The sequence below is a fragment of the Streptomyces sp. NPDC027663 genome (assembly GCF_055566415.1).
On record NZ_JBVHSK010000001.1, the window covers coordinates 246290 to 268961 of the forward strand.

A 22672-nucleotide genomic window follows, 5' to 3' on the forward strand; every position below is an offset into this window, starting at 1 on the left:
CACCGGATCTGCGGGACAGTGGTCTCGACCACATCTGAAGGGAGCGCATGTGAGACGGAACCACAGCACGACTCCCCGGACACCCCGCATCCTCGGTTCCCTGCTGCTGCTCGCGGCAGCCGGCGTCTGCACCGTCGGTGCGGCCCCCGCGGACCGGGCCGCCGCCCCCACCCCGCTGGACCGGGTGGTCCCCGCACCCGCCCAGGTCACCCCGGGCGGAACCCCGTACCGCATCACCCGCGCCACCAGCATCCGCGTGGACGGTTCCACCGAGGTCCGCCGCATCGGCGCCTACCTGGCCGGCCTCCTGCGACCTGCCACCGGCTACCCGCTGCCGCTCACCGGACAGGGCACCGGCGGCATCCGACTCCAGCTGCGCAGCGGCGAGTTCGGCACCGAAGGGTACCGGCTGCACAGCAGCGCCGGCGGCGTGGACATCACCGCGCGAACCCCCGCCGGGCTCTTCCACGGCGTCCAGACGCTGCGTCAGCTGCTGCCCGCGGCCGTGGAGAAGAAGACCGTGCAGTCCGCGTCCTGGCGGATCGCCGGCGGCACCGTGCAGGACCGCCCCCGGTACGCCTACCGGGGTGCCATGCTGGACGTCTCCCGCCACTTCTTCACGGTCGCCCAGGTCAAGGGCTACATCGACCAGTTGGCCCTCTACAAGGTCAACGAGCTGCATCTGCACCTCAGCGACGACCAGGGCTGGCGCATCGCGGTCGACTCCTGGCCGCGCCTGGCCTCGTACGGCGGCTCCACCCAGGTCGGCGGCGGCCGGGGCGGCCACTACACCAAGGCCGACTACCGGGAGATCGTCCGCTACGCGGCCTCCCGCTATCTGGAGGTCGTGCCCGAGATCGACATGCCCGGCCACACCAACGCGGCCCTCGCCTCCTACGCGCAGCTCAACTGCAACGGCGTGGCGCCCCCGCTGTACACCGGCACCGACGTCGGCTTCAGCTCGCTGTGCGTGCCCAAGCGGGTCACCTACGACTTCGTGGACGACGTGATCCGGGAGCTGGCCGCCCTCACCCCGGGCCGCTACCTGCACATCGGCGGCGACGAGGCGCACTCCACCAGCCACGCCGACTACGTGGCGTTCATGGACCGCGTGCAGCCGGTCGTGGCCGGGTACGGCAAGAAGGTCATCGGCTGGCACCAGCTCACCGGCGCGCACCCCGCCGAGGGCGCCCTCGCCCAGTACTGGGGCCAGGACGGCACCGGCGCGGCGGAGAAGGCACAGGTCGCGGCGGCCGCCCGGAACGGCACGGGCCTGATCCTCTCCCCGGCCGACCGGCTCTACCTCGACATGAAGTACACCAGGTCCACCAGGCTCGGCACGGACTGGGCGGGCCTGGTGGAGGTGAAGCGGTCCTACGACTGGAACCCGGGCGCCTGTCTCGCCGGGGTCCCCGCCTCCGCGATCAGGGGCATCGAGGCACCCCTGTGGTCGGAGACGCTGAAGAACTCGGCCGACATCGAGTACATGGCGTTCCCGCGGCTCGCCGGCGCGGCCGAGCTGGGCTGGTCCCCGGCGGCCGGCCACGACTGGAACACCTACAGGGTGCGGCTGGCCGCGCAGGCCCCACGCTGGGACGCCCTCGGCATCCGCTACTACCGTTCGCCCCAGGTGCCCTGGCCGGCACGCTGACCGATGCCGGACGAACACCCCGGAGGACCGTACTCCGGGGTGTTCGTCCGTCTGTGCGGGCGTCAGAAGGCCGCGAGGGGGTTCTTCAGGCTGCCGACCAGCTGGAGCGCGCCGGACGGGTCGGCGAGGTCCACCATCTGCTTGTTGTTGCGCAGCTGGAGCCGGTTGAGGCAGGAGAGCGCGAACTCGGGGGCGAACATGTCGTACTGGCGGAACCTGTCGGCCAGTTCGGGGTTCGCCTCCTGGTACTCGCGGGTGACCTCGGCGACCGTGCGCCAGAACGCGTCCTCCTCCAGGACGCCCTCGGTGGCGAGGTGGGCGGCGAGAAAGCGGAAGAAGCAGTCGAAGACGTCCGTGAAGACGGACAGGAGCTTCTTCTCCTCCGGGACCTCGACACGGATCCGCTGCACCTCGGGCGGCAGGGCCGCGTCCGGGTCCATGACGACGATCTCCTCGGCGATGTCCTTGTAGACCGCCCGCTGCACGGCCCCGTCCTTCAGCACCAGGATCGTGTTCTCGCCGTGCGGCATGAAGGCCAGGTCGTAGGCGTAGAAGCTGTGCAGCAGCGGGGTGTAGTAGGCCCGCAGGTACTGCCGCAGCCACTCGGTGGGCACGAGGCCCGAGCGCTCGATCAGCGCGCCCGCGAACGAGGCGCCCTGGTCGTCCACGTGCAGCAGGGAGGCCATGGTCGCGAGGGACTCACCGTCCCGGAGCGAGGGCACGGGGCTCTCCCGCCACAGCGCGGCCAGCATCTTGCGGTACGGCGAGTAGCGGTCGGTCGCCTGCTCGTACTCCAGGTGCCGGTAGCCGACCGCCGCCCGCTCCCGGATGATCGTGAGGCCGGTCGACTTCAGCACCGGGTCGTTCTCGATCAGCTGGGCCAGCCAGTCGTTGATGGCCGGGGTGGCCTCCATGTAGGCGGCCGAGAGCCCGCGCATGAAGCCCATGTTGATGACCGACAGTGCGGTCTTCACGTAGTGCCGGTGCGGGTTGCTGGTGTTGAAGAACGTGCGTATGGACTGCTGGGCCAGGTACTCGTCGTCGCCTTCGCCGAGACACACGAGGTGGCCCCGGGCCACCTCGGCGGCGAACGTGACGCTGAGCTTGTTCCACCACTGCCAGGGGTGGACCGGGATGAACAGATAGTCGGCGGGGTCGAGACCGCGGTCCGAGAGGGCGGCGCGGAAACGGTTCACCGTCGGTTCGCCCAGCTCCTCCCGCAGGAAGGACTCGTACTCGATCCCGGCGCCCGCCGTGAACGCGGCCCGCGAGCGGTGCGCGGCCAGCCACACCAGCCGGACCGGGCTCGCGGTCTCGGGCGCGTACGACAGGTATTCGTGGACGCCGAACCCGAGCCGCCCGTTGTTCGCGACGAAACACGGGTGGCCCTCGGTCATCCCGGTCTCGATCGCCTGGAAGTCGCTCGCCGCCAGCTCCGCGGAGGTGACACGGGGCTTGGTGAGCTTGTAGCAGGTGCCCGAGAGGGTGGAGGAGATCTCCTCCAGGTAGACCGGGAGGACCTCGTCGCTGAGCCCCAGGGCGTGCCGGAACTCGATGAAGAAGTCGAGCGCGGCCAGCGGCAGCTGCTCGCCGTCGCGGTGCCGGGTGATGGACTCGGCGTCGATCTGCCAGTGGTCGAGGGCCCGGCGCACGGCCGAGAACCGGTAGGAGGTCCGCCCGTCGTCGCTCCGGACGACGTAACTCCCGTCCTCCTCCTCGCGCTCCTCGGGCGTGAGCAGCCGCTCGTGGGCGAACTCGGCGAGCGCCTTGCGGATCAGCAGCCGGCCGGCGGTCTCCCAGCGCTCGGGGGACAGATGGGCCACGGTGTCGGCGAGGGTCATGCGGCCACCGCCTTCTCGAACTGCTCACGGGTGCAGAAGCTCAGCAGCGCCCGCTTCTCGGGCTTGTCGATCTCCCGCTCGGGCACGAACCCGACGGCGGCGTTCAGGGCGTGCACGGCCGTGTTCTGCACGTCGGGCTCGACGACCACCCGCCGGGTCGCCGGGTCGGCGAACAGGTGCTCCATGACGGCGGTGATGACGGCCCGGGTGAAGCCGTGCACGGGCCGTTCGGCGGGCGCGACCAGGAAGTGCATGCCGACGTCACCGGGCTGCGGCTCGTACAGCCCGACCAGCTCGCGGTGGGCCGGGTCGTACTTCTCCATCAGGAAGGCGGGCTTCCCGTCGTGCAGCCCGAGCAGCGCGTGGTGGTGCTCGTCGGCCGCGATCTCCATGTAGGCCCGCTCGACGTCCTCCAGCTTCGCGTCCTGCATCATCCAGAACATGGCCTTGGGCTGCGTGACCCAGCCGTGCAGCAGCTCGGCGTCCTTCAGCGGGTCGAGCGGGCGGATCGTGAAGGTCAGGGTCTTGCTGGTCATACGGAGAACTCCTGGAAAGCGATGGTCTTCTCGACCGGGTAATACTCCGTGCCGAGCAGCTCACGGATGATGTACGCGTTGCGGTAGGCACCCATGCCCAGGTCGGGGCTGGTGATGCTGTGGGCGTGGACACCGGCGTTCTGCAGGAAGACCCCGCGGCCGGTGACGTCGATGGCGTAGTTCCGTGCGACGTCGTAGTTGCCCTGGGAGTCGTAGCGCAGCCGGTCGCGGACGGGCTTCAGGAACTCGGGCTCGGCGTACTTGTAGCCGGTGGCCAGGACCAGGCCCTCGCTGGTCAGCTCGTAGTCCTTCTCCTGCTCCTCCTGGCGCAGGCCGAGGGTGTACGTGCCGTTCTCGTGCCGGGCCGTGGTGAGCGCGGAGTTGGTGAGCAGGCGGGTGGGGACCGGGCCCCCGAGGTTCTTCTGGTAGAGCAGGTCGAAGATCTCGTTGATCAGGTCGCCGTCGATGCCCTTGAACAGGCCCTTCTGCTGGGCCGTGAGCCGGTAGCGGGTGGCCTCCGGGAGCCCGTGGAAGTAGTCGACGTACTCCGGGCTGGTCATCTCCAGCGTGAGCTTCGTGTACTCGAGCGGGAAGAAGCGCGGCGAGCGGGTCACCCAGTTCAGCTGGTAGCCGTGGACGTCGATCTCGCTCAGCAGGTCGTAGTAGATCTCGGCCGCCGACTGGCCGCTGCCGACCAGCGTGATCGACTTCTTGCGCTGCAGCTCCGCCTTGTGCTCCAGGTAGCGGGAGTTGTGGATGAAGTCGCCGCCCAGGCCCTGGCAGGCGTCCGGGATGTGGGGCGGGGTGCCGGTGCCGAGGACCAGGTGGCGGGCGCGGTGGACGTCACCGGCCGCGGTGCGCACGACGTAGCGCTCGTCCTCGTACGTCACCTCGGTGACCGTCGAGCCGAAGCGGACACTGCTGAGCTTGTGCGCGGCCCAGCGGCAGTAGTCGTCGTACTCGACGCGCAGCGGGTAGAAGTTCTCGCGTATGTAGAACGAGTACAGTCTGCCCTTCTCCTTCAGGTAGTTGAGGAAGGAGTACGGCGAGGTCGGGTCGGCCAGGGTGACCAGGTCCGACATGAACGGGGTCTGCAGGTGGGCGCCGTCCAGGAACATGCCGGCGTGCCACTCGAAGTCGGGCTTGGACTCCAGGAAGACGCCGTCCAGCTCGGCGATCGGCTCGGTGAGGCAGGCCAGGCCGAGGTTGAAGGGGCCGAGCCCGATCCCCACGAAGTCGTAGGTCTTGCTGTGGGCTTCAGGACGCGCGGTCAAGAGACTCTCCCAGGTACTGCTCGGCATGGCCGGCGATCAGATCGAGGACGGCGGCGATGTCGGCCGTCGTGGTCTCGGGGTTGAGCAGGGTGAACTTCAGGTAGTGGCGGCCGGCCACCTTGGTGCCCGCGACCGCGGCCTCGCCGGAGGCGAACAGTGCCTTGCGGGCGTAGAGGTTGGCCCGGTCGATCGCGGCCGGGTCGGTGACGGCCGCCGGGATGTAGCGGAAGACGAGGGTGGACAGGGTGGGCTCGACGACGACGTCGTAGCGCGGGTCGGCCGCCAGCAGCCGCCAGCCCTCCCGGGCCAGGTCGCAGACCTCGTCGAAGAGCTGGCCGATGCCGTCGGCGCCCATCGTGCGCAGGGTCAGCCACAGCTTGAGGGCGTCGAAGCGGCGGGTGGTCTGGAGGGACTTGTCCACCTGGTTGGGAATACGTTCCTGCACCATGCGGCGCGGGTTGAGGTACTCCGCGTGGTAGGTGGCGTGCCGCAGGGTGGCCGCGTCCCGGACCAGCACGGCGGAGGAACTCACCGGCTGGAAGAAGGACTTGTGGTAGTCGACGGTGACGGAGTCGGCGCGCTCGATGCCGTCGATGCGGTCCCGGTACTTCACGGAGGCGAGCAGCCCGCAGCCGTAGGCCGCGTCCACGTGCATCCACACGCCGTACTGGGCGCACAGTTCGGCGATCTCCGGCAGCGGGTCGATGGAGCCGAAGTCGGTGGTGCCGGCGGTGGCGACGACGGCCATGGGGACGAGGCCGTCCTGCTCGCAGCGCTCCAGTTCGTGGGCGAGGGCGACGGTCTGCATCCGCTTGTCGTGGTCGACGGGGATGGTGACGACGGCGTCCTGGCCGAGGCCGAGCAGTTTCGCGGACTTCTTGACGCTGAAGTGGCTGACGTCGGAGGCGAAGATGCGCAGTCGTGCCAGGTCGTCGCTCTTGGCCTCCTCCCTCGCCAGCAGCAGCGCCTGGAGGTTGGACTGGCTGCCGCCGGAGGTGAACACGCCGTCGGCGGCCGGGCCGAGGCCGATGCGGGCGGCCGTCCAGTCGACGAGTTTGCGCTCGATGAGGGTGCCGCCGGCGGACTGGTCCCAGGTGTCCAGGGAGGAGTTGACCGCGCCGAGCACGGCCTCGCCGAGCACCGCCGGGATGACGACGGGGCAGTTGAGGTGGGCGAGGTAGCGGGGGTGGTGGAAGTAGACCGCGTCCCGCAGATACACGTCCTCCAGCTCGTCCAGGACGGCGGTGGTGTCGCCCAGCGGGCGGTCGAGGTCGATCGCGTCGATGCGGGGAGCGAGGGCGTCCACGGTGACGCCGGTGAACGGACGGTCGGTGGTGGCGAGTTTGGCCGCCACCCGCTCGACTCCTTCGGTCACGGAGCGGCGGTACTGCTCCGCTGTGAGGCCATTGAGCAGGTGCGAGCGCATGTGGGGGTCCTCCGAGGGGACGGTCCGTGCGGGGATCAACTTAGGTAAGCCTAACCTAAGTTTCACGATGCGGGGCATACCTCTCCGGTGACCGGTGTCACGTCACGAAAGGTTACTCGGCGGCGCGGAGTTGTTCCTCCGTCATCCCCTGCCGCCAGTAGCCGACAAAGGTGACGCGCCGTCGGTCCACCCCGCGCTCGGAGACGAAGTGCCGCCGCAGCACCTTGACTTGGCCGGACTCGCCCGCGATCCACACGTACGCCCCCTCGGGGCCGGGCAGTTGGGCCGCCCGCACGGCGTCGACGGCCATGGGGGGCCCGTCGTGCCGTACGAGCCACGTGATCTCCGCGTCCGCGTCGGTGCGCACGTCCTGGATGTCACCGGCGTGCGGGACCTCCAGCCAGGCCCGGACCCGGGTGCCGGCCGGGAGGGACTCGAGGATCGCGGTCGCGGCGGGTACGGCGGTCTCGTCGCCGCACAGCACGACGTGCCCGGTGTCCTCGGGCGGGCGGAAGCGGATCGCGCGGTTGTCGGCGATGGCCGGCCCCAGCAGCAGCACCCGGTCACCGACGCCGGCCCGCGCGGCCCAGCGGGAGGCCGGGCCGGCGGGGGAGGGGGCGCCGGGCTCGATGCCGTGCAGAGCGAAGTCGATGTCGATCTCGGCCGTGTGCCCCGAGGCGTCCCGCCGCAGGGCGCGCAGCGTGTACGAGCGCATCACCGCCCGTACCTCGTCCGGCAGTTCCCGCCAGCCCTGCCACCAGCCGTCGCCCAGCTCCAGCGGGACGACCGGCTCGGGCTGGCCCGGGTGCGGCAGGAACAGCGACAGGGACTGGTCCCGGCCGTGCGAGTGGAAGGCGTGCAGATCGGGGCCGGCGAAACCGACCCGGACCAGAGACGGGCCGAGCCGCCTCGTCCGTACGACCTGAAGAGAGAAGAAACGGAACGGGGCGGCCACGGCCGTCGTCATGTGGGCTCCTGATTCAGGTGGGGGAGTTCAGCGGAGCTCAGGGGCACGGCGAACTGCGCGACCAGCCACACACGGCCCGCAGTTCGCCCACGAGGCAGACCGCCCCTTCGCACGGGCGCCTAGCGCACCTTCTTGGCCTTCTCCAGGGCCTCGGCCAGAGTGGTGAGCAGCGGCACGCACTTGTCGTAGGACAGGATCGGTTCCGGGGAGCGGGAGATGACCTGGCCGGCCTTCACCGCGGCGAGCTTCTTCCAGGTCGGCTTGGTGATGTCGGCCGGCTGGATCGCCGAGGACCGGTCGTCCAGCATGATGATGTCGGCCTTGTACTTGTCGACGTTCTCCCAGCTCAGCGACTCGTACCAGCCGCCACCCTGCTTCTTGGCGCTCTCCGGCGGCTCGACGAAGTTCACGCCGAGAGCCTTGAAGTACTCCAGGTCGATGGAGAGGTTGGTGCCGGAGACATAGAACAGCTCGTCGCTCGCGCTGCCCGCCAGCACCTTGATGTCCGGCTTGGCCTTGGCGGCGGCGCGCAGCCGGGCCGCGGCGTCCTCGAAGCGCTTCTTGGCGTCGGTGACCTTGGCGGCCTTCATGTCCGCGCCCAGCGACTCGGCGAGGTTCCACATGCGCTGCAGCGGCTGGGTGAGCTGGCGGTCGTAGACCGAGATGCCGACGCTCGGGGCGAGCTGGGTGATCTTCTTCTTGGACTCCTCCGGGACGTACCAGAGGGTGCCGGCGTCGTCGAACATGGTGCTGATGAGCACGTCCGGCGCGAGGGACGCGTACTTCTCGATGTTGAACTGGCCCCAGGCGTTGCCCAGGATCGTCACCTTGCTGATGTCCATGTCGCCGGCCTGGACATCGGCCTTGCCGCCCGCGGCCTTCGTGGGACCGAAGACGCCCTTGACCTGGATGCCGTAGTCGTACAGCGCGGCACCGACGCCGGTGAACGCGACGATGTTCGCCGGGGTCTTGTCCAGCTTCACAGCCGTGCCGCGGTCGTCCTTGAAGGACCAGGGGCCGGACTTGCCGTTCTTGGCCGCTGCGCCGGAGCCGCTGTCGTTGCCCTTGTCGTCCCCGCAGGCGGCGAGCGCGGCACCGAGTCCGAGGGCGCCGCCCGCGGCGAGCAGGCCGCGGCGAGTGAGATGGGTGGCACGGGCTTGGGACATGGGTATGACTGCTTTCGAACGGGGCGGAGCGCCCGCCGGACAAGTTCGAAGGTAGGTTAGCCTAACCTCAGATGATGTCCAGAGGGTGGCGGTGCGTCCCGGCCGGTGAGCCAACGCACCGGCGCCTGCTGCCCGGTGTCGTCGGCACCCGGACGTCGGCCGACGGCGAGAACTGTCGTTCGCCGCCGACCACACCTCACGTCCCGGGGCCTCGGCTCGAGGAAAGCCTCAGCCGACCAGTCCCAGCTCCCGTGCGATCAGCATGCGCTGGACCTCGCTCGTGCCCTCGCCGATCTCCAGGATCTTGGAGTCCCGCCACATCCGCGCCACCGGGTACTCGTTCATGAAGCCGTAGCCGCCATGGATCTGGGTGGCGTCGCGGGCGTTGTCCACGGCGACCGTGGAGGAGTGCAGCTTGGCCAGGGCCGCCTCCTTCTTGAACGGCTCACCGGCCACCAGACGGGAGGCCGCGTCACGCCAGGCCAGCCGGGCCGTGTGCGCCTTCATCTCCATGTCGGCGATCTTGAACTGGATGGCCTGGTTGGCGCCGATCGGCCGGCCGAAGGCGTGCCGTTCCCTGGCGTACTTCACCGACTCGTCGACACAGCCCTGGGCCAGACCCGTCGCGAGCGCCGCGATCGCGATCCGGCCCTCGTCCAGGATGCGCAGGAACTGGGCATAACCCCGGCCCTCCTCGCCCAGCAGATTCGCGGCCGGGACCCGGACGTCCTGGAAGGACAGTTCGCGGGTGTCGGAGGCGTTCCAGCCCACCTTCGAATACGGCGCCGCCACCGTGAAACCCGGCGTGCCCGACGGCACGATGATCGAGGAGATCTGCGGCTTGCCGTCCGGTGTACGGCCGGTCACCGCGGTGACCGTGACCAGGCCCGTGATGTCGGTACCGGAGTTGGTGATGAAGCACTTCGTGCCGTTGATCACCCATTCGTCGGTGTCCGGATCCAGACGAGCCGTGGTGCGGGTCGCGCCGGCGTCGCTGCCGCCGTCCGGCTCGGTCAGGCCGAACGCACCCAACATCTCACCCGCACACAAACGCGGCAGCCACTCACGCTTCTGCTCCGGCGTGCCGAACAGGTGGAGCGGCATGGCACCCAGGGAGACGCCCGCCTCCAGGGTGATGGCCACCGAGGAGTCGACCCGGGCCAGTTCCTCCAGGGCGATGCCGAGGGCCAGGTAGTCGCCGCCCATGCCGCCGTACTCCTCCGGGAACGGCAGTCCGAACAGGCCCATACGGCCCATCTCACGCACGATCTCGTACGGGAACTCGTGCCGCTCATAGAAGTCGCCGATCTTCGGCGCCACCACGTCATGCGCGAACTCCTCCACCGTACGGCGGAGTTCCTCCAGCTCAGGGCTGAGACGATGGTCCATGCTGATCACTGATCCTTGTGGGAAAGAGCGCGGACGGTACGGGACGGGCTGGGCCGGCCCAGATGGGCGGCCATCCACACGCTGGTGGCGGTCAGACGGCCGAGGTCGACCCCGGTCTCGATGCCGAGTCCGTGCAGCATCCAGACGAGGTCTTCGGTGGCGAGGTTGCCGGTGGCGGACTTGGCGTACGGGCATCCGCCGAGGCCCCCGGCGGATGCGTCGATCGTGGTCACGCCGTGTTCCAGGGCCGCGTAGGTGTTGGCGAGCGCCTGGCCGTAGGTGTCGTGGAAGTGCACGCCGATCGTGTTCGTCGGCACGCCCTCCTCGTTGAGCAGGGAGAGCAACTCCAGGACATGGCCCGGGGTGGCGACCCCGATGGTGTCGCCGAGGCTCAGCTCGTCGCAGCCCATGTCGCGCAGGGCCGTGCAGACCCGGGCCACCTGGTGCAGCGGGACCGCGCCCTCCCAGGGGTCGCCGAAGCACATCGAGACATAGCCGCGCACGTGCATCCCCGCGTCCTTGGCGCGGCGCACCACCGGCTCGAACACGGCCAGCGACTCGTCCACCGTGCGGTTGAGGTTGGCCTTCGCGAAGGACTCGGTGGCACTGGCGAACACCGCGACGCGGCCCGCGCCCAGGGCCAGTGCCCGGTCCAGGCCGCGCTGGTTGGGCACCAGCACGGGCAGGTCGACAGCGAGGTCGCTGACCTGTGGGAACAGCTGCTCGGCGTCCGCGAGTTGAGGTACCCACTCGGGGCGGACGAAGCTCGTCGCCTCGATCGTCGTCAGGCCCGCGCCGGCCAGCCGGCGGATGAACTCGGCCTTCACCGGCGTCGGTACGGCCATCTTCTCGTTCTGCAGCCCGTCCCGCGCTCCGACCTCGTGGATCCGCACCCGCGCGGGCAGGTCCTGGGCCGGTACGACCATGGGCAGTCCCTCGGCGGTCACCGTGCCACCTCCTCGTGCGGGGCGATGACGGCCAGCACCTGGTCCATGGCGACCGTGGTGCCGGGTGTCACGTCCAGTTCGGCGACCGTGCCGGCGTGCGGGGCGGAGATGACGTGCTCCATCTTCATCGCCTCGACCACCAGCAGGCTCTGGCCCGCGACCACCTCGTCGCCCACGGCCACCTTCACGACGGTCACCGTGCCGGGCATGGGCGCGGTCAGCGAGTCGGCACCCGCGTGCGCGGACCGGGTGAGGGAGGCGGCGACCGGGTCGTGGTCGCGCAGGTGCCAGGCGTCGCCGTCACGGCCGAGCCAGCTGCCGTCCGGCAGGGCGGCGAAGCTGTGGGAGACACCGTCCAGCCGGAAGGTGAAGCGGCCCGCGGCGCCGGGACGCGGGACCACGTCCCCGGACCCCCGCAGCGGCTCGTCCGCGCCGGGGAGCAGCAGCTCGGTCCCTCCGTCCGGCGTGCTGCGCACACGCACGGTCACCGGCTCGTGGCCCGGCATCTGCAGGTGGTGCGGTGTCCAGGCCCGCGCGCCGCCCAGCCGCCAGCCGTCGCCGGCGGCGAACGGGTTCGCCCAGCCGGAGCCGTCGGCGGGCGCGAGCGCGCCCTGGCGCAGCAGCGCCGCCGCCGCGTGGACCTCCGCGGGCACGCCGTCCGGGACGAGCCCGTCCACCTCGCGCTCGACCAGTCCCGTGTCCAGCTCTCCGGCCACCACCGCCGGATGGCCCAGCAGCCGCCGCAGGAACCCGGCGTTGGTCTGCACGCCCAGCGTGACCGTCTCGGCGAGGGCCGCCCGGAGCTTGCGCAGGGCGGTCTCGCGGTCGGGGCCGTAGGCGATCACCTTGGACAGCATCGGGTCGTACAGGCTGCCGACCTCGGTGCCCTCACTCAGCCCCGAGTCCGTGCGGATGCCGTTGCCCTGCGGCTCGTTCAGCCGCAGCACCGTGCCGCCGGACGGGAGGAACCCGCGCGCCGGGTCCTCGGCACAGATCCGGGCCTCGACCGCGTGCCCGGTCAGCGTCACGTCCTGCTGCCCGAACCCGAGCCGCTCCCCGGCCGCCACCCGCAGCTGCCACTCCACCAGGTCGAGGCCGGTGACCAGTTCCGTGACCGGGTGCTCCACCTGGAGGCGGGTGTTCATCTCCATGAAGTAGTACGAGGAGGGATCGCCGCCCGGCACGATGAACTCCACCGTGCCCGCGCCCCGGTACCCGCATGAGCGGGCCGCCTGCACGGCCGCCTCGCCCATCGCGGCCCGGGTCTCCTCGTCGAGGAGCACGCTCGGCGCCTCCTCGATGATCTTCTGGTGCCGCCGCTGGAGCGAGCACTCGCGCTCGCCGAGGTGCACCACGTTCCCGTGGCCGTCGGCCAGCACCTGGATCTCGATGTGCCGGGGACGGTCGATCCACCGCTCCACCAGCAGCGTGTCGTCACCGAAGGAGGCGCGGGCCTCGCGGCGGGCGGCGGCGATCTCGTCGGCCAGCTTCTCGGCGTCCCGGACCAGCCGCATGCCCTTGCCGCCACCGCCGGCGGACGGCTTCAGCAGCACGGGCGTCCCGATCTCGCGGGCCGCCTCGGCGAGCTGGGCGTCGGTCAGCCCGCTGCCGCTCGACCCGGGCACCACCGGCACCCCGGCCGCCTTCACCGTCTTCTTGGCGCGGATCTTGTCGCCCATGAGCGCGATCGCGTCCGCCGACGGGCCGATGAAGACCAGCCCCGCCTCCTCGCACGCGCGGGCGAAGCCCGCGTTCTCGGCGAGGAAGCCGTACCCCGGATGCACTGCCTGGGCGCCGGTGCGGGCGGCGGCATCGAGCAGCCGCTCCACCGACAGATAGCTCTCGGCGGCCGGCGCAGGGCCGATCCGGACCGCGGTGTCGGCCTCCCGGACGTGCCGCGCGTCGGCGTCGGCGTCGGAGAAGACCGCCACCGAGCGAACGCCCAGCGAGCGGAGCGTACGGATGACGCGTACGGCGATCTCGCCCCGGTTGGCGACCAGCACTGTGTCGAACACGGTTCCCCTCCTCACATCCGGAAGACGCCGAACTGGGGATCTCCCAGGGGCGCGTTGGCGCAGGCGGTCAGGGCGAGGCCCAGCACCTGGCGGGTGTCCAGCGGGTCGATGACGCCGTCGTCCCAGAGCCGGGCGGTGGCGTAGTAGGCGTTGCCCTGGCGCTCGTACTGTGCGCGGATGGGCGCCTTGAAGGCGTCCTCGTCCTCGGCGGCCCACTCCTCGCCGTGTGCCTCCAGCTGGTCGCGCTTGACCGTGGCGAGGACGCTGGCGGCCTGCTCGCCGCCCATGACGGAGATCTTGGCGTTGGGCCACATCCACAGGAAGCGGGGGGAGTAGGCCCGGCCGCACATCGAGTAGTTGCCCGCGCCGTAGGAGCCGCCGACGACGACGGTCAGCTTCGGCACGCGCGTGCAGGCCACCGCCGTCACCATCTTGGCGCCGTGCTTGGCGATGCCGCCGGCCTCGTAGTCCTTGCCGACCATGAAGCCGGAGATGTTCTGCAGGAACACGAGCGGGATGCCGCGCTGGTCGCACAGCTCGATGAAGTGGGCGCCCTTCTGGGCGGACTCGGAGAACAGGATGCCGTTGTTGGCGACGATCCCGACCGGGTGGCCGTGGATCCGGGCGAAGCCGGTGACCAGGGTCTGCCCGAACTCGGCCTTGAACTCGGCGAACCGCGAGCCGTCGACCACGCGGGCGATGATCTCCCGTACGTCGTAGGGGGTACGGGAGTCGACCGGGACGGCGCCGTACAGCCCGTACGGGTCCGCCTTCGGCTCGGCGGCCGGCCGGACCTCCCAGGGGAGAGCCTGCCGGGCGGGGAGCGTGGCGACGATGTTCCGGACGATCCGCAGGGCGTGCGCGTCGTCCTCGGCGAGGTGGTCGGTGACCCCGGAGATCCGGGAGTGCACCTCGCCGCCGCCCAGCTCCTCGGCGGTGACGACCTCGCCGGTGGCGGCCTTCACCAGGGGCGGCCCGCCCAGGAAGATCGTGCCCTGATTGCGGACGATCACGGCCTCGTCGCTCATCGCCGGGACGTACGCGCCACCGGCCGTGCACGAGCCGAGGACGGCCGCGATCTGCGGGATCCCGGCGCCGGACATCCTGGCCTGGTTGTAGAAGATGCGCCCGAAGTGCTCCCGGTCCGGGAAGACCTCGTCCTGCATCGGCAGGAAGGCGCCGCCCGAGTCCACGAGATAGACGCACGGCAGCCGGTTGTCGAGGGCCACCTCCTGCGCGCGCAGGTGCTTCTTCACGGTCATCGGGTAGTAGGTGCCGCCCTTGACCGTGGCGTCGTTGGCGACGATCACGCACTCGCGCCCGCTCACCCGGCCGATCCCGGCGATCACGCCGGCGGCCGGGGCCTGCCCCTCGTACATCCCGTCGGCCGCGAGGGGCGCCAGCTCAAGGAACGGCGACCCGGGGTCGAGCAGCGTGTCCACCCTGTCCCTCGGCAGCAGCTTTCCACGCGCGGTGTGCCGGGTCCGCGCCTTCTCGCCGCCGCCGAGCGCCGCCGCGGCCAGCTTGCCGCGCAGCTCCTCGACGAGCGCGAGATGGGCCTGTTCATTGGCCCGCCAGGCCTCCGACGCGGGATCTGCCGCGCTCGTCAGCTCCGGTGCCTCGTGCATCCTGCGGTCCCCTCACACGGTGATCGAACCTGTTAATGAGCGTTAACCATTTCCATCAGGTTAACGACCGCTAACCTCGCTGTCTAGAATTGCCTGCATGGTCACCAGAACCGACGCCACCACCCGCCGCGAGCAGATCCTCAAGGAGGCCGCCAGGCTCTTCGCCGAACGCGGTTTCCACGGTGTCGGGGTCGACGAGATAGGTGCCGCGGTCGGCATCAGCGGTCCCGGGCTCTACCGGCACTTCCCGGGCAAGGACGCGATGCTCGCCGAACTGCTGGTGGGGATCAGCGGCCAGCTGCTGACCGGGGCGAAGCGGCGCCTGGCGGAGGCCGACGGGGTGCCCGTGGCCCGCGTCCTCGACTCCCTCATCGAGGGCCACATCGACTTCGCGCTGGACGACCGTCCGCTGATCACCCTGCACGACCGCGAGCTGGACCGCCTGCGCGACAGCGACCGCAAGCTGGTCCGCCAACTGCAGCGGCAGTACGTCGAGCTGTGGGTGGAGGTGGTCCGCGGGGTGTACCCCGACCTGACCGAGCCGGCCGCCCGCTCGGCGGTCCACTCGGTCTTCGGCCTGCTGAACTCCACCCCTCATCTGGGCCGCGCGGGCACGCTCCCCGGCCGGGGGACCACGGCCGCACTGCTGCACCGGATGGCGCGGGGGGCGTTCGCGGCGGCGGGCGAGCGGTGACGCGCCCCGGCGGCCGGCCGCTCACCCGCACCCAGGGGTGAGCGACCAGTTCCCCGGCCGCCCGGCCCCGGGTGTCGCCCCGGGTGGGGAAGCTCACCCTGGACGCCTGCCGTACTCGTCGGTATCTTCGGATGAGCAAGCGCTTAGACATGCCGAGGTACGTGGAGGTGGCGGCGTGCGCCGTACGGTGTTCAACGAGGATCACGAGGCGTTCCGGGAGACCCTTCGCGCCTTCATCGAGGCCGAGGTCGTTCCGGTCTACGACGAGTGGTTCGCCGCCGGCCAGGCGCCGCGCGACTTCTACTACAAGCTCGGTGAGCTGGGCATCTTCGGCATCAACGTGCCCGAGGAGTTCGGCGGCGCGGGCATGGACAGCCACAAGTTCGAGGCCGTCCTCTACGAGGAGACCGCCCGCGCGGGCGTCCAGTTCGGCGGTTCCGGCGTGCACGTGCTGCTCGCCCTGCCGTACATCAAGATGCTCGCCACCGACGAGCAGAAGAAGCGCTACCTGCCGAACTTCGTCACCGGCGAGGAGATGTGGGCCATCGCGATGACGGAGCCGGGCACCGGCTCCGACCTCGCGGGCATGAAGTCCACCGCCAAGCTCTCCGAGGACGGCACGCACTACGTCCTCAACGGCGCCAAGACCTTCATCACCGGCGGTGTCCACGCCGACCGCGTGATCGTCTGCGCCCGCACCGCCGCGCCGACCGCCGAGGACCGCCGCCACGGCATCTCCCTGTTCGCCGTGGACACCAAGTCCGAGGGCTACTCCGTCGGCCGCAAGCTCGACAAGCTCGGCCTGAAGACCTCCGACACCGCCGAGCTGGCCTTCGTCGACGTCAAGGTCCCGGTCGAGGACCTGCTCGGCGAGGAGAACAAGGGCTTCTACTACCTCGGCCACAACCTGGCCTCCGAGCGCTGGGGCATCGCCTTCGGCGCCTACGCGCAGGCCAAGGCCGCCGTCCGGTTCGCCAAGCAGTACGTGCAGGAGCGCACCGTCTTCGGCAAGCCGGTCGCCCACTTCCAGAACACCAAGTTCGAGCTGGCCGCCTGCCAGGCCGAGGTGGACGCCGCCGAGGCCGTCGCCGACCGCGCCACGGAGGCCCTGGACGCCGGCGAGCTGACCCCCGCGGAGGCCGCCTCCGCCAAGCTCTTCTGCACCGAGGTCGCCCACCGCGTCATCGACCGCTGCCTCCAGCTGCACGGCGGCTACGGCTACATGAACGAGTACCCGATCGCCCGCCTGTACGCGGACAACCGCGTCAACCGCATCTACGGCGGCACCAGCGAGATCATGAAGTCGATCATCGCCAAGGACATGGGTCTGTAAGGTCCCCGCAATCACTGGCCGGTACAACTGACGCCATGAGCCAGGCACTCCAGGATCTCCTCGATCTGCTTGACCTCGAGCAGATCGAGGAGAACATCTTCCGCGGCCGGTCCCGCTCCGCCGTCGTACCCCGCGTCTTCGGCGGGCAGGTCGCGGCGCAGGCGCTGGTCGCCGCCGGGCGGACGGTCCCCGCGGACCGGCCCGCTCACTCCTTGCACGCGTACTTCCTGCGCCCGGGCGACCCCGGAGCACCGATCGTGTACACCGTGGACCGCATCCGCGACGGACGGTCCTTCACCACCCGCCGGGTGGTCGCCGTCCAGCACGGCAAGCCGATCTTCCACCTCTCGGCGTCCTTCCAGACGTACGAGGAGGGCCTGGAGCACCAGGCACCGATGCCCGCCTCGCCCGACCCGGCGACCCTGCCCACCTCCCAGGAGCGGCTGCGCGGCTACGGCCACCTCGCGCCCGAGGTCGTCGAGAAGTTCCTGGAGGCCCGCGAGGCGATCGACCTCAGGTATGTGGACGAGCCGCCGTACGGGCAGTACGGCGAGCCGCGCGAGCCGCACTCCCAGGTGTGGTTCCGCACCAACGGCAAACTCGACGACGACCCCTTGCTGCACGTCGTCCTCGCCACCTACGTCTCCGACATGACCCTGCTCGACTCGGTGCTGCTCGCGCACGGGCGCGGCGGCTGGGCCGTGGGGGATGTCGTGGGCGCGTCCCTGGACCACGCGATGTGGTTCCACCGGCCCTTCCGCGCCGACGAATGGCTGCTGTACGACCAGGAGTCGCCGTCCGCGCACGGCGGCCGTGGCCTCGGTCAAGCCCGTATCTACACCCAGGACGGGCGGCTCGCCATCACGGTCATCCAGGAGGGTGTCGTCCGCGTCCCGAGGTGACTGTGACAGGGGGGACGCTCAAGATGACGAGTGGCGCAAGCGGGTCTAGGCTCTTTGAGTGAAAGCCGCAGCGAACGGCATGCCCCATACACGGGTTTTCCGGACCCCGGGATCCCCGGCTGCAGTACCCGTGCTTCGATCACGCGCGCGGGTGGGCTGCGGGGGTTATCGGTGAATGCGCCGCTTCGTTCAATCCTGCTGCGGGACACCTGAAGACCGCGCCGCATCTCCCCTTATCGCCGCGGCGACGGCCATCCACCTCGCACCTCCTCCGGGAGTCGCGAGAGACGATGGAGATGGAAGGTATTCCCATGCGATCACAGCGCACGAGGCGCCTTGTCGCGTTGTCCGCCTCCGGCCTGCTGCTGGCCGGCGGAGCCGCGATCGGCACATCCGGAACAGCCTTTGCGTCCGGGCACAGCGACCACAGTTCCTACAGCTCGGACTGGGGCGACCACAGCGACCACAGCTCGTGGGACGACGACGACGATGACGACGACTACGGCTGGGGCGGCGGCTACGACGACGATGACGACGACGGCGGCTACGGTGGCGACCACGACGGTGGCTACGGTGGCGACCACGGCGGCGGTGGCGACCACGGTGGCGGTGGCGACCACGGTGGCGGTGGCGACCACGGCGGTGGCGGCGGTCACGGCGGCGGTGGCGGTCACGGAGGTGGCGGTCACTGACCCGACCACGAACTGAGCACGGTCTGCGGCCCCGCCGACGGAGCCGCAGACCGCGCCTGTCGCCGCGTCAGGCCAGGTCCGCCGCGGCGAGCAGATACGCCGTCATCGGGTCGTAGTAACGGGGGCTGACCACATGGTCGTCGAGCGGGACGACCACCTGCACGGTGCCCTCCGCCTCCGCGAGGAACAGCGCCGGGTCGTTGCAGTCCGCGTACCCGACCGAGTCCAGTCCGTGCTGTCCCGCGTACCCGGCCCAGCCGTGGTCGGCGACCACCAGGTCGGGCAGCGGACGCCCCTCGCGCTCAAGTCCGGCGAGAATGGCCCGCATCGGCTCTCCGGAGTGGGTGTGCCACAGCGTCGCCCCGTGCTCCAGCACGGCCACGTCCGCGAACTGCATGACGTACCCCTCGTCCGTCTGCAGCCCGTCCGGGATGACGACGATCTCGCAGCCGGCGGCGCGCAGCGCGGCGGCCGTGGCCCGGTGCACGTCCAGCAGGCCGCCCGGGTGGCCGGTCGCGAACAGCACCCGCTGGCGCCCCTCGGCCGCCTTGCGCAGCCGTGCCGCCATGCGGTCGAGCGCGTCCACGGTCAGTTCGGGGTCGATGGTGTCCTGCCCGTACCGGTACTCGGGGTCGTCGTTGACGCCCACCCGTTCGGCCATGACGGCGAGCACGTCCTGTTCGTCCGTCCAGCGGTCGCCCAGCTCCAGGCCGAACCAGAAACTGCGGACACCGTTGGCGAGCTGGCGGTAGTGGGAGAGGTTGTTCTCGCGGGGCGTGGCGACGTCCCCCGCGATACGGGTCCTCACCAGGTGGTCGACGAGCTGTGCGCGGCTGGGTGTCCCGGATATCGGCATGCCTCCCATTGTGAGGCAGCGCGCCGCGGGCGTCCTCGGCATATCGCCCCCTGGGACGGGTGTCACTCGCCCCCGCGGTCGGCCCTGCGCAGCGCGAACCACAACTCCATGCGCACGTCGGGGTCGTCCAGGTCGGCCGCCAACAGGGCGGCGCAGCGGGCGATCCGCTGCCGCACGGTGTTGCGGTGCACGCCCAGCGCCACCGCGGTGCGGTCCCAACTGCCGTGCAGCGACAGCCAGGTGCGCAGGGTCTCGGCGAGCGCGGTCTGCCCCGCCAGCGGCGCGAGCAGCGCGCGGGCGTGCGACTCGGCGTCCGCACCGGCCACCAGGTCCTCCAGCGCGGGCCGGGCCGCGTGCCGGACCAGCGGGGTGCGGGTGGCGCGGGCGCGGGCGAGGGCACGGGCCGCCTGGGTGTCGCCGGCCGGCCAGTCGTGCGGCTCCACCGCGGCGCTCACCCCGAGCGTCCAGCCGGGCTGCGGCTCCGGTTCGCGCCCGGCCGGCACCAGCACCCGTACGACGTCACGGTCGAGGTCGACCAGCGGTGATCCCAGGGCGGCGCCGAGGGCGGAGGCGGCGACGGCGTCCTGGGGGTCACCCCTGCCGGAGCGCGACAGGGCCCTGCTCTCCGGCCGCGCGTGCACGACGAGCCACTGTCCGCCGGAGCCGAGCAGGGGAGCCACCTGTGCGGGCGGGGCGCCCAGCAGCAGCCGTACCAGGGCGGAGGAGAGGGCCGCGCCGGTGCCGCCGCGGTGCTCGCCGGTCAGCAGGGACAGCAGTACGGCGGCGACGGAGGCGATGGTGTGGTCGCCGGGCTCGCGCCGGGACGTGGCCACGCCGAGCACCAGGCCTTCGCCGGCGCCGAGCGCGTAGACGGCGAGGTGGGTGGAGCCGAGGGTGTCGGTGGCGGACGTGGGCAGCGGGCGGGGGGCCGGCGCAGGACCGCCGCCCCCCGTGTGGTCCGTGGCCTTCGCCGTACCGGCCGCCGTCCTGGCCGCCGGCCTGACCACCGCGGTCAGCGCCGCCAGCGCCGCGCGCGCCCCGTCCGCCGGCTCGCGGCCCGCCGCGACGATCTCGGTCCCGTCGGGGCCGTGCAGCGACGCATGGCCGCCCAGCCGCTGGGCCAGCCGGTGCAGCACCGACGGCACCGGGTCGGGACGGGAGGCCGCGGCGGCGAGGCTCTGCTGGGCCTCCGTGACACGGCGCAGCTCGGCCAGGCGGGCCTGGGCCATCAGCTGCCACACCGCGCGGGCCACCCCGGAGAACGTGGTCTGCGGCGGGACCTCCAGCAGGGGCAGACCGTGCCTGTCGCAGGCGGCGACCAGGGCGTCCGGGACCGTGTCGTGCACCGGCGCCAGGCCGAAGCCGAGGGCGGCGCCACCCGCCGCCACGATCCGGGAGACGTAGCCGTCGAAATAGTCCCCCAGGCTCTCGGCTTCGCCCGGGCCGGGGGAACCCCCGTCCGGTCCGGCCGCCTCAGGGACGTGCACCCCGGCGCTCAGCAGCAGCTCGCCGCCGAGCAGATACGGATAGGGGTCGGCCATCTCCGAGGTGTGCGCCCAGTGGATCACGATGCCGGGATCCGAGGGCCCCGCGATCTGGCGCAGGGCGAGATCCTCCCGTGCCAGCAGGGCCGACAGCGGGACGGGTGGGGTCGGTGGGACTGCTGGGGTGATCGTTTCCGGCATGGTGTGCGTTTCCTCCATTCCACCCCGTCCATATGGATGAAACGTACACTTCGCAGTCGCTTTCCGGCCACTTAGTGTCAAGTCCAGACCGGCGCCCGCGGGTACGGGCGGATGTCCCTGCGATCAGGTGCCGGCACACCCCACGTCTCTGCACGACACGCCACCGGGAATGTGCGCGAAGGAGGGCCCCACATGGCCGTCGACTACACAGTGATCGTCGTCTATCTCGCCGGCATGCTGGCCATGGGCTGGTGGGGCATGCGCCGCGCCAAGTCCAAGAGCGAGTTCCTGGTCGCCGGGCGCCGCCTCGGCCCCGCCATGTACTCCGGCACCATGGCCGCCATCGTCCTCGGCGGCGCCTCCACCATCGGCGGCGTCGGCCTCGGCTACCAGTACGGCCTCTCCGGCGCCTGGATGGTCTTCACCATCGGCCTCGGCCTGCTGGCCCTCTCGGTCTTCTTCTCGGCGCGCATCGCCCGGCTGAAGGTCTACACGGTCTCCGAGATGCTCGACCTGCGCTACGGCGGCCGGGCGGGCGTGATCTCCGGCGTGGTCATGTGGGCGTACACCCTCATGCTCGCCGTCACCTCGACCATCGCCTACGCCACGATCTTCGACGTGCTCTTCGACATGAACCGCACCGTCGCGATCATCCTCGGCGGCTCGATCGTCGTCGCGTACTCGACCCTCGGCGGGATGTGGTCCATCACGCTCACCGACATGGTCCAGTTCGTCGTCAAGACCATCGGCGTGCTGCTCCTGCTCCTGCCGATCGCGGTCGTCAAGGCGGGCGGCTTCTCCGAGATGAAGGCCAAGCTGCCCACCGAGTACTTCGACCCGCTGGGCATCGGCGGCGAGACGATCTTCACCTACGTCCTGATCTACACGTTCGGCATGCTGATCGGCCAGGACATCTGGCAGCGCGTGTTCACCGCCCGCAGCGACAAGACCGCCAAGTGGGGCGGCACGGTGGCCGGAACCTACTGTCTGGTCTACGCCCTCGCCGGCGCGGTGATCGGCACGGCCGCCAAGGTGCTCTACCCCAAGCTGGGCAGCCCGGACGACGCCTTCGCGACCATCGTCAAGGACGAACTGCCCATCGGCGTGCGCGGCCTGGTGCTGGCCGCCGCCCTGGCCGCCGTGATGTCCACCTCCTCCGGCGCCCTGATCGCCTGCGCCACCGTCGCCAACAACGACATCTGGTCCCGGCTGCGGGGTGCGGTGCGGCCCTCCGGCGAGGAGCACGACGAGGTCAAGGGCAACCGCGTCTTCATCCTGATCATGGGTGTGGGAGTGATCGGCACCGCCATCGCGCTCAACAACGTGGTCGAGGCCCTCACCGTGGCCTACAACCTCCTCGTCGGCGGCCTGCTCGTCCCGATCCTCGGCGGCCTGTTGTGGAAGCGGGGCACCGTGCAGGGCGCGCTGGCCTCGGTGATCGTCGGTGGCCTCGCCGTGATCGGTCTGATGGCCGGCTACGGCATCCTCGCCAACGAGCCCGTGTACTACGGCCTGCTGGCCTCCCTCGCCGTCTACATCGCCGTCTCCCTGGCGACCAGGCCCACCGACGAGACCGTCCTCGCCACCTGGCGCGAACGCCTCGCCGGACAGTCCCCCGAACTCGCGTCCGAACCGGTCCCGGCTCACCAGTAGAGTCGTATGGAAAGCAG

The 22672-nt window shown here is 70.8% G+C and carries 18 protein-coding genes; 6 read left to right on the top strand and 12 right to left on the bottom strand.

Annotation, left to right across the window (positions count from 1 at the left end; all coding sequences use genetic code 11):
• Nucleotides 1-49: 49 nt before the first annotated feature.
• On the top strand, nt 50-1651 hold the full coding sequence (locus tag ACZ4SF_RS01105) for a beta-N-acetylhexosaminidase (protein WP_468376469.1): 1602 nt from the start codon (nt 50-52) through the stop codon (nt 1649-1651).
• Between the two features lie 62 nt (nt 1652-1713).
• Here the strand turns inward: ACZ4SF_RS01105 and ACZ4SF_RS01110 are convergent, their stop codons facing one another.
• The 10 genes from ACZ4SF_RS01110 to ACZ4SF_RS01155 form a co-directional block, all read right to left on the bottom strand.
• Nucleotides 1714-3492, bottom strand: a complete 1779-nt coding sequence (locus ACZ4SF_RS01110) for an IucA/IucC family protein (protein WP_468376471.1) — start codon at nt 3490-3492, stop codon at nt 1714-1716.
• On the bottom strand, nt 3489-4028 hold the full coding sequence (locus tag ACZ4SF_RS01115) for a GNAT family N-acetyltransferase (RefSeq protein ID WP_468376473.1): 540 nt from the start codon (nt 4026-4028) through the stop codon (nt 3489-3491). The genes ACZ4SF_RS01110 and ACZ4SF_RS01115 overlap by 4 nt, the downstream gene beginning before the upstream one ends.
• On the bottom strand, nt 4025-5302 hold the full coding sequence (locus ACZ4SF_RS01120; RefSeq protein ID WP_468376475.1) for a lysine N(6)-hydroxylase/L-ornithine N(5)-oxygenase family protein: 1278 nt from the start codon (nt 5300-5302) through the stop codon (nt 4025-4027). The genes ACZ4SF_RS01115 and ACZ4SF_RS01120 overlap by 4 nt, the downstream gene beginning before the upstream one ends.
• Nucleotides 5286-6728 (bottom strand): lysine decarboxylase DesA, encoded by a 1443-nt coding sequence (desA, locus tag ACZ4SF_RS01125; RefSeq protein ID WP_468376477.1) that lies wholly within the window; start codon nt 6726-6728, stop codon nt 5286-5288. Before desA ends, ACZ4SF_RS01120 begins: the two co-directional genes overlap by 17 nt.
• A 112-nt stretch (nt 6729-6840) precedes the next feature.
• A complete protein-coding gene (locus ACZ4SF_RS01130; RefSeq protein WP_468376479.1) occupies nt 6841-7695 on the bottom strand; it encodes a siderophore-interacting protein in 855 nt (284 codons plus the stop codon).
• Nucleotides 7696-7814: 119 nt separating this feature from the next.
• A complete protein-coding gene (locus ACZ4SF_RS01135) occupies nt 7815-8861 on the bottom strand; it encodes an ABC transporter substrate-binding protein (protein WP_468376482.1) in 1047 nt (348 codons plus the stop codon).
• Between the two features lie 228 nt (nt 8862-9089).
• Nucleotides 9090-10250 (bottom strand): acyl-CoA dehydrogenase family protein, encoded by a 1161-nt coding sequence (locus ACZ4SF_RS01140; RefSeq protein WP_468376485.1) that lies wholly within the window; start codon nt 10248-10250, stop codon nt 9090-9092.
• Nucleotides 10251-10255: 5 nt separating this feature from the next.
• Nucleotides 10256-11197 (bottom strand): hydroxymethylglutaryl-CoA lyase, encoded by a 942-nt coding sequence (locus tag ACZ4SF_RS01145; protein WP_468376488.1) that lies wholly within the window; start codon nt 11195-11197, stop codon nt 10256-10258.
• A complete protein-coding gene (locus tag ACZ4SF_RS01150; RefSeq protein WP_468376491.1) occupies nt 11194-13212 on the bottom strand; it encodes an acetyl/propionyl/methylcrotonyl-CoA carboxylase subunit alpha in 2019 nt (672 codons plus the stop codon). Before ACZ4SF_RS01150 ends, ACZ4SF_RS01145 begins: the two co-directional genes overlap by 4 nt.
• Nucleotides 13213-13223: 11 nt before the next feature.
• Nucleotides 13224-14840 (bottom strand): carboxyl transferase domain-containing protein, encoded by a 1617-nt coding sequence (locus ACZ4SF_RS01155; protein WP_468376493.1) that lies wholly within the window; start codon nt 14838-14840, stop codon nt 13224-13226.
• A gap of 97 nt (nt 14841-14937) precedes the next feature.
• Here ACZ4SF_RS01155 and ACZ4SF_RS01160 point away from each other — a divergent pair, with 97 nt between their 5' ends.
• From ACZ4SF_RS01160 to ACZ4SF_RS01175, 4 genes are all read left to right on the top strand, one after another.
• Nucleotides 14938-15534: an SACE_7040 family transcriptional regulator gene (locus ACZ4SF_RS01160; protein WP_468376496.1), complete on the top strand. Its 597-nt coding sequence runs from the start codon at nt 14938-14940 to the stop codon at nt 15532-15534.
• Between the two features lie 175 nt (nt 15535-15709).
• The gene (locus ACZ4SF_RS01165) at nt 15710-16867 is read left to right on the top strand and encodes an acyl-CoA dehydrogenase family protein (protein ID WP_468376499.1); all 1158 of its coding nucleotides are present in this window, start codon (nt 15710-15712) and stop codon (nt 16865-16867) included.
• Between the two features lie 35 nt (nt 16868-16902).
• Nucleotides 16903-17769 (top strand): acyl-CoA thioesterase II, encoded by an 867-nt coding sequence (gene tesB / locus ACZ4SF_RS01170; RefSeq protein ID WP_468376502.1) that lies wholly within the window; start codon nt 16903-16905, stop codon nt 17767-17769.
• A gap of 311 nt (nt 17770-18080) precedes the next feature.
• Entirely contained in the window at nt 18081-18461 is a 381-nt protein-coding gene (locus tag ACZ4SF_RS01175; RefSeq protein ID WP_468376505.1) for a hypothetical protein, read from the top strand.
• Between the two features lie 67 nt (nt 18462-18528).
• Here ACZ4SF_RS01175 and ACZ4SF_RS01180 read toward each other — a convergent pair whose 3' ends face one another.
• Both ACZ4SF_RS01180 and ACZ4SF_RS01185 read right to left on the bottom strand, forming a co-directional pair.
• On the bottom strand, nt 18529-19317 hold the full coding sequence (locus ACZ4SF_RS01180) for a phosphatase (RefSeq protein WP_468376508.1): 789 nt from the start codon (nt 19315-19317) through the stop codon (nt 18529-18531).
• A 62-nt stretch (nt 19318-19379) separates the two neighbouring features.
• Nucleotides 19380-21020 (bottom strand): PucR family transcriptional regulator, encoded by a 1641-nt coding sequence (locus ACZ4SF_RS01185; protein WP_468376511.1) that lies wholly within the window; start codon nt 21018-21020, stop codon nt 19380-19382.
• A 174-nt stretch (nt 21021-21194) separates the two neighbouring features.
• Here ACZ4SF_RS01185 and ACZ4SF_RS01190 point away from each other — a divergent pair, with 174 nt between their 5' ends.
• The gene (locus tag ACZ4SF_RS01190) at nt 21195-22655 is read left to right on the top strand and encodes a sodium:solute symporter family protein (protein ID WP_468376513.1); all 1461 of its coding nucleotides are present in this window, start codon (nt 21195-21197) and stop codon (nt 22653-22655) included.
• The last annotated feature ends 17 nt before the right edge of the window (nt 22656-22672 follow it).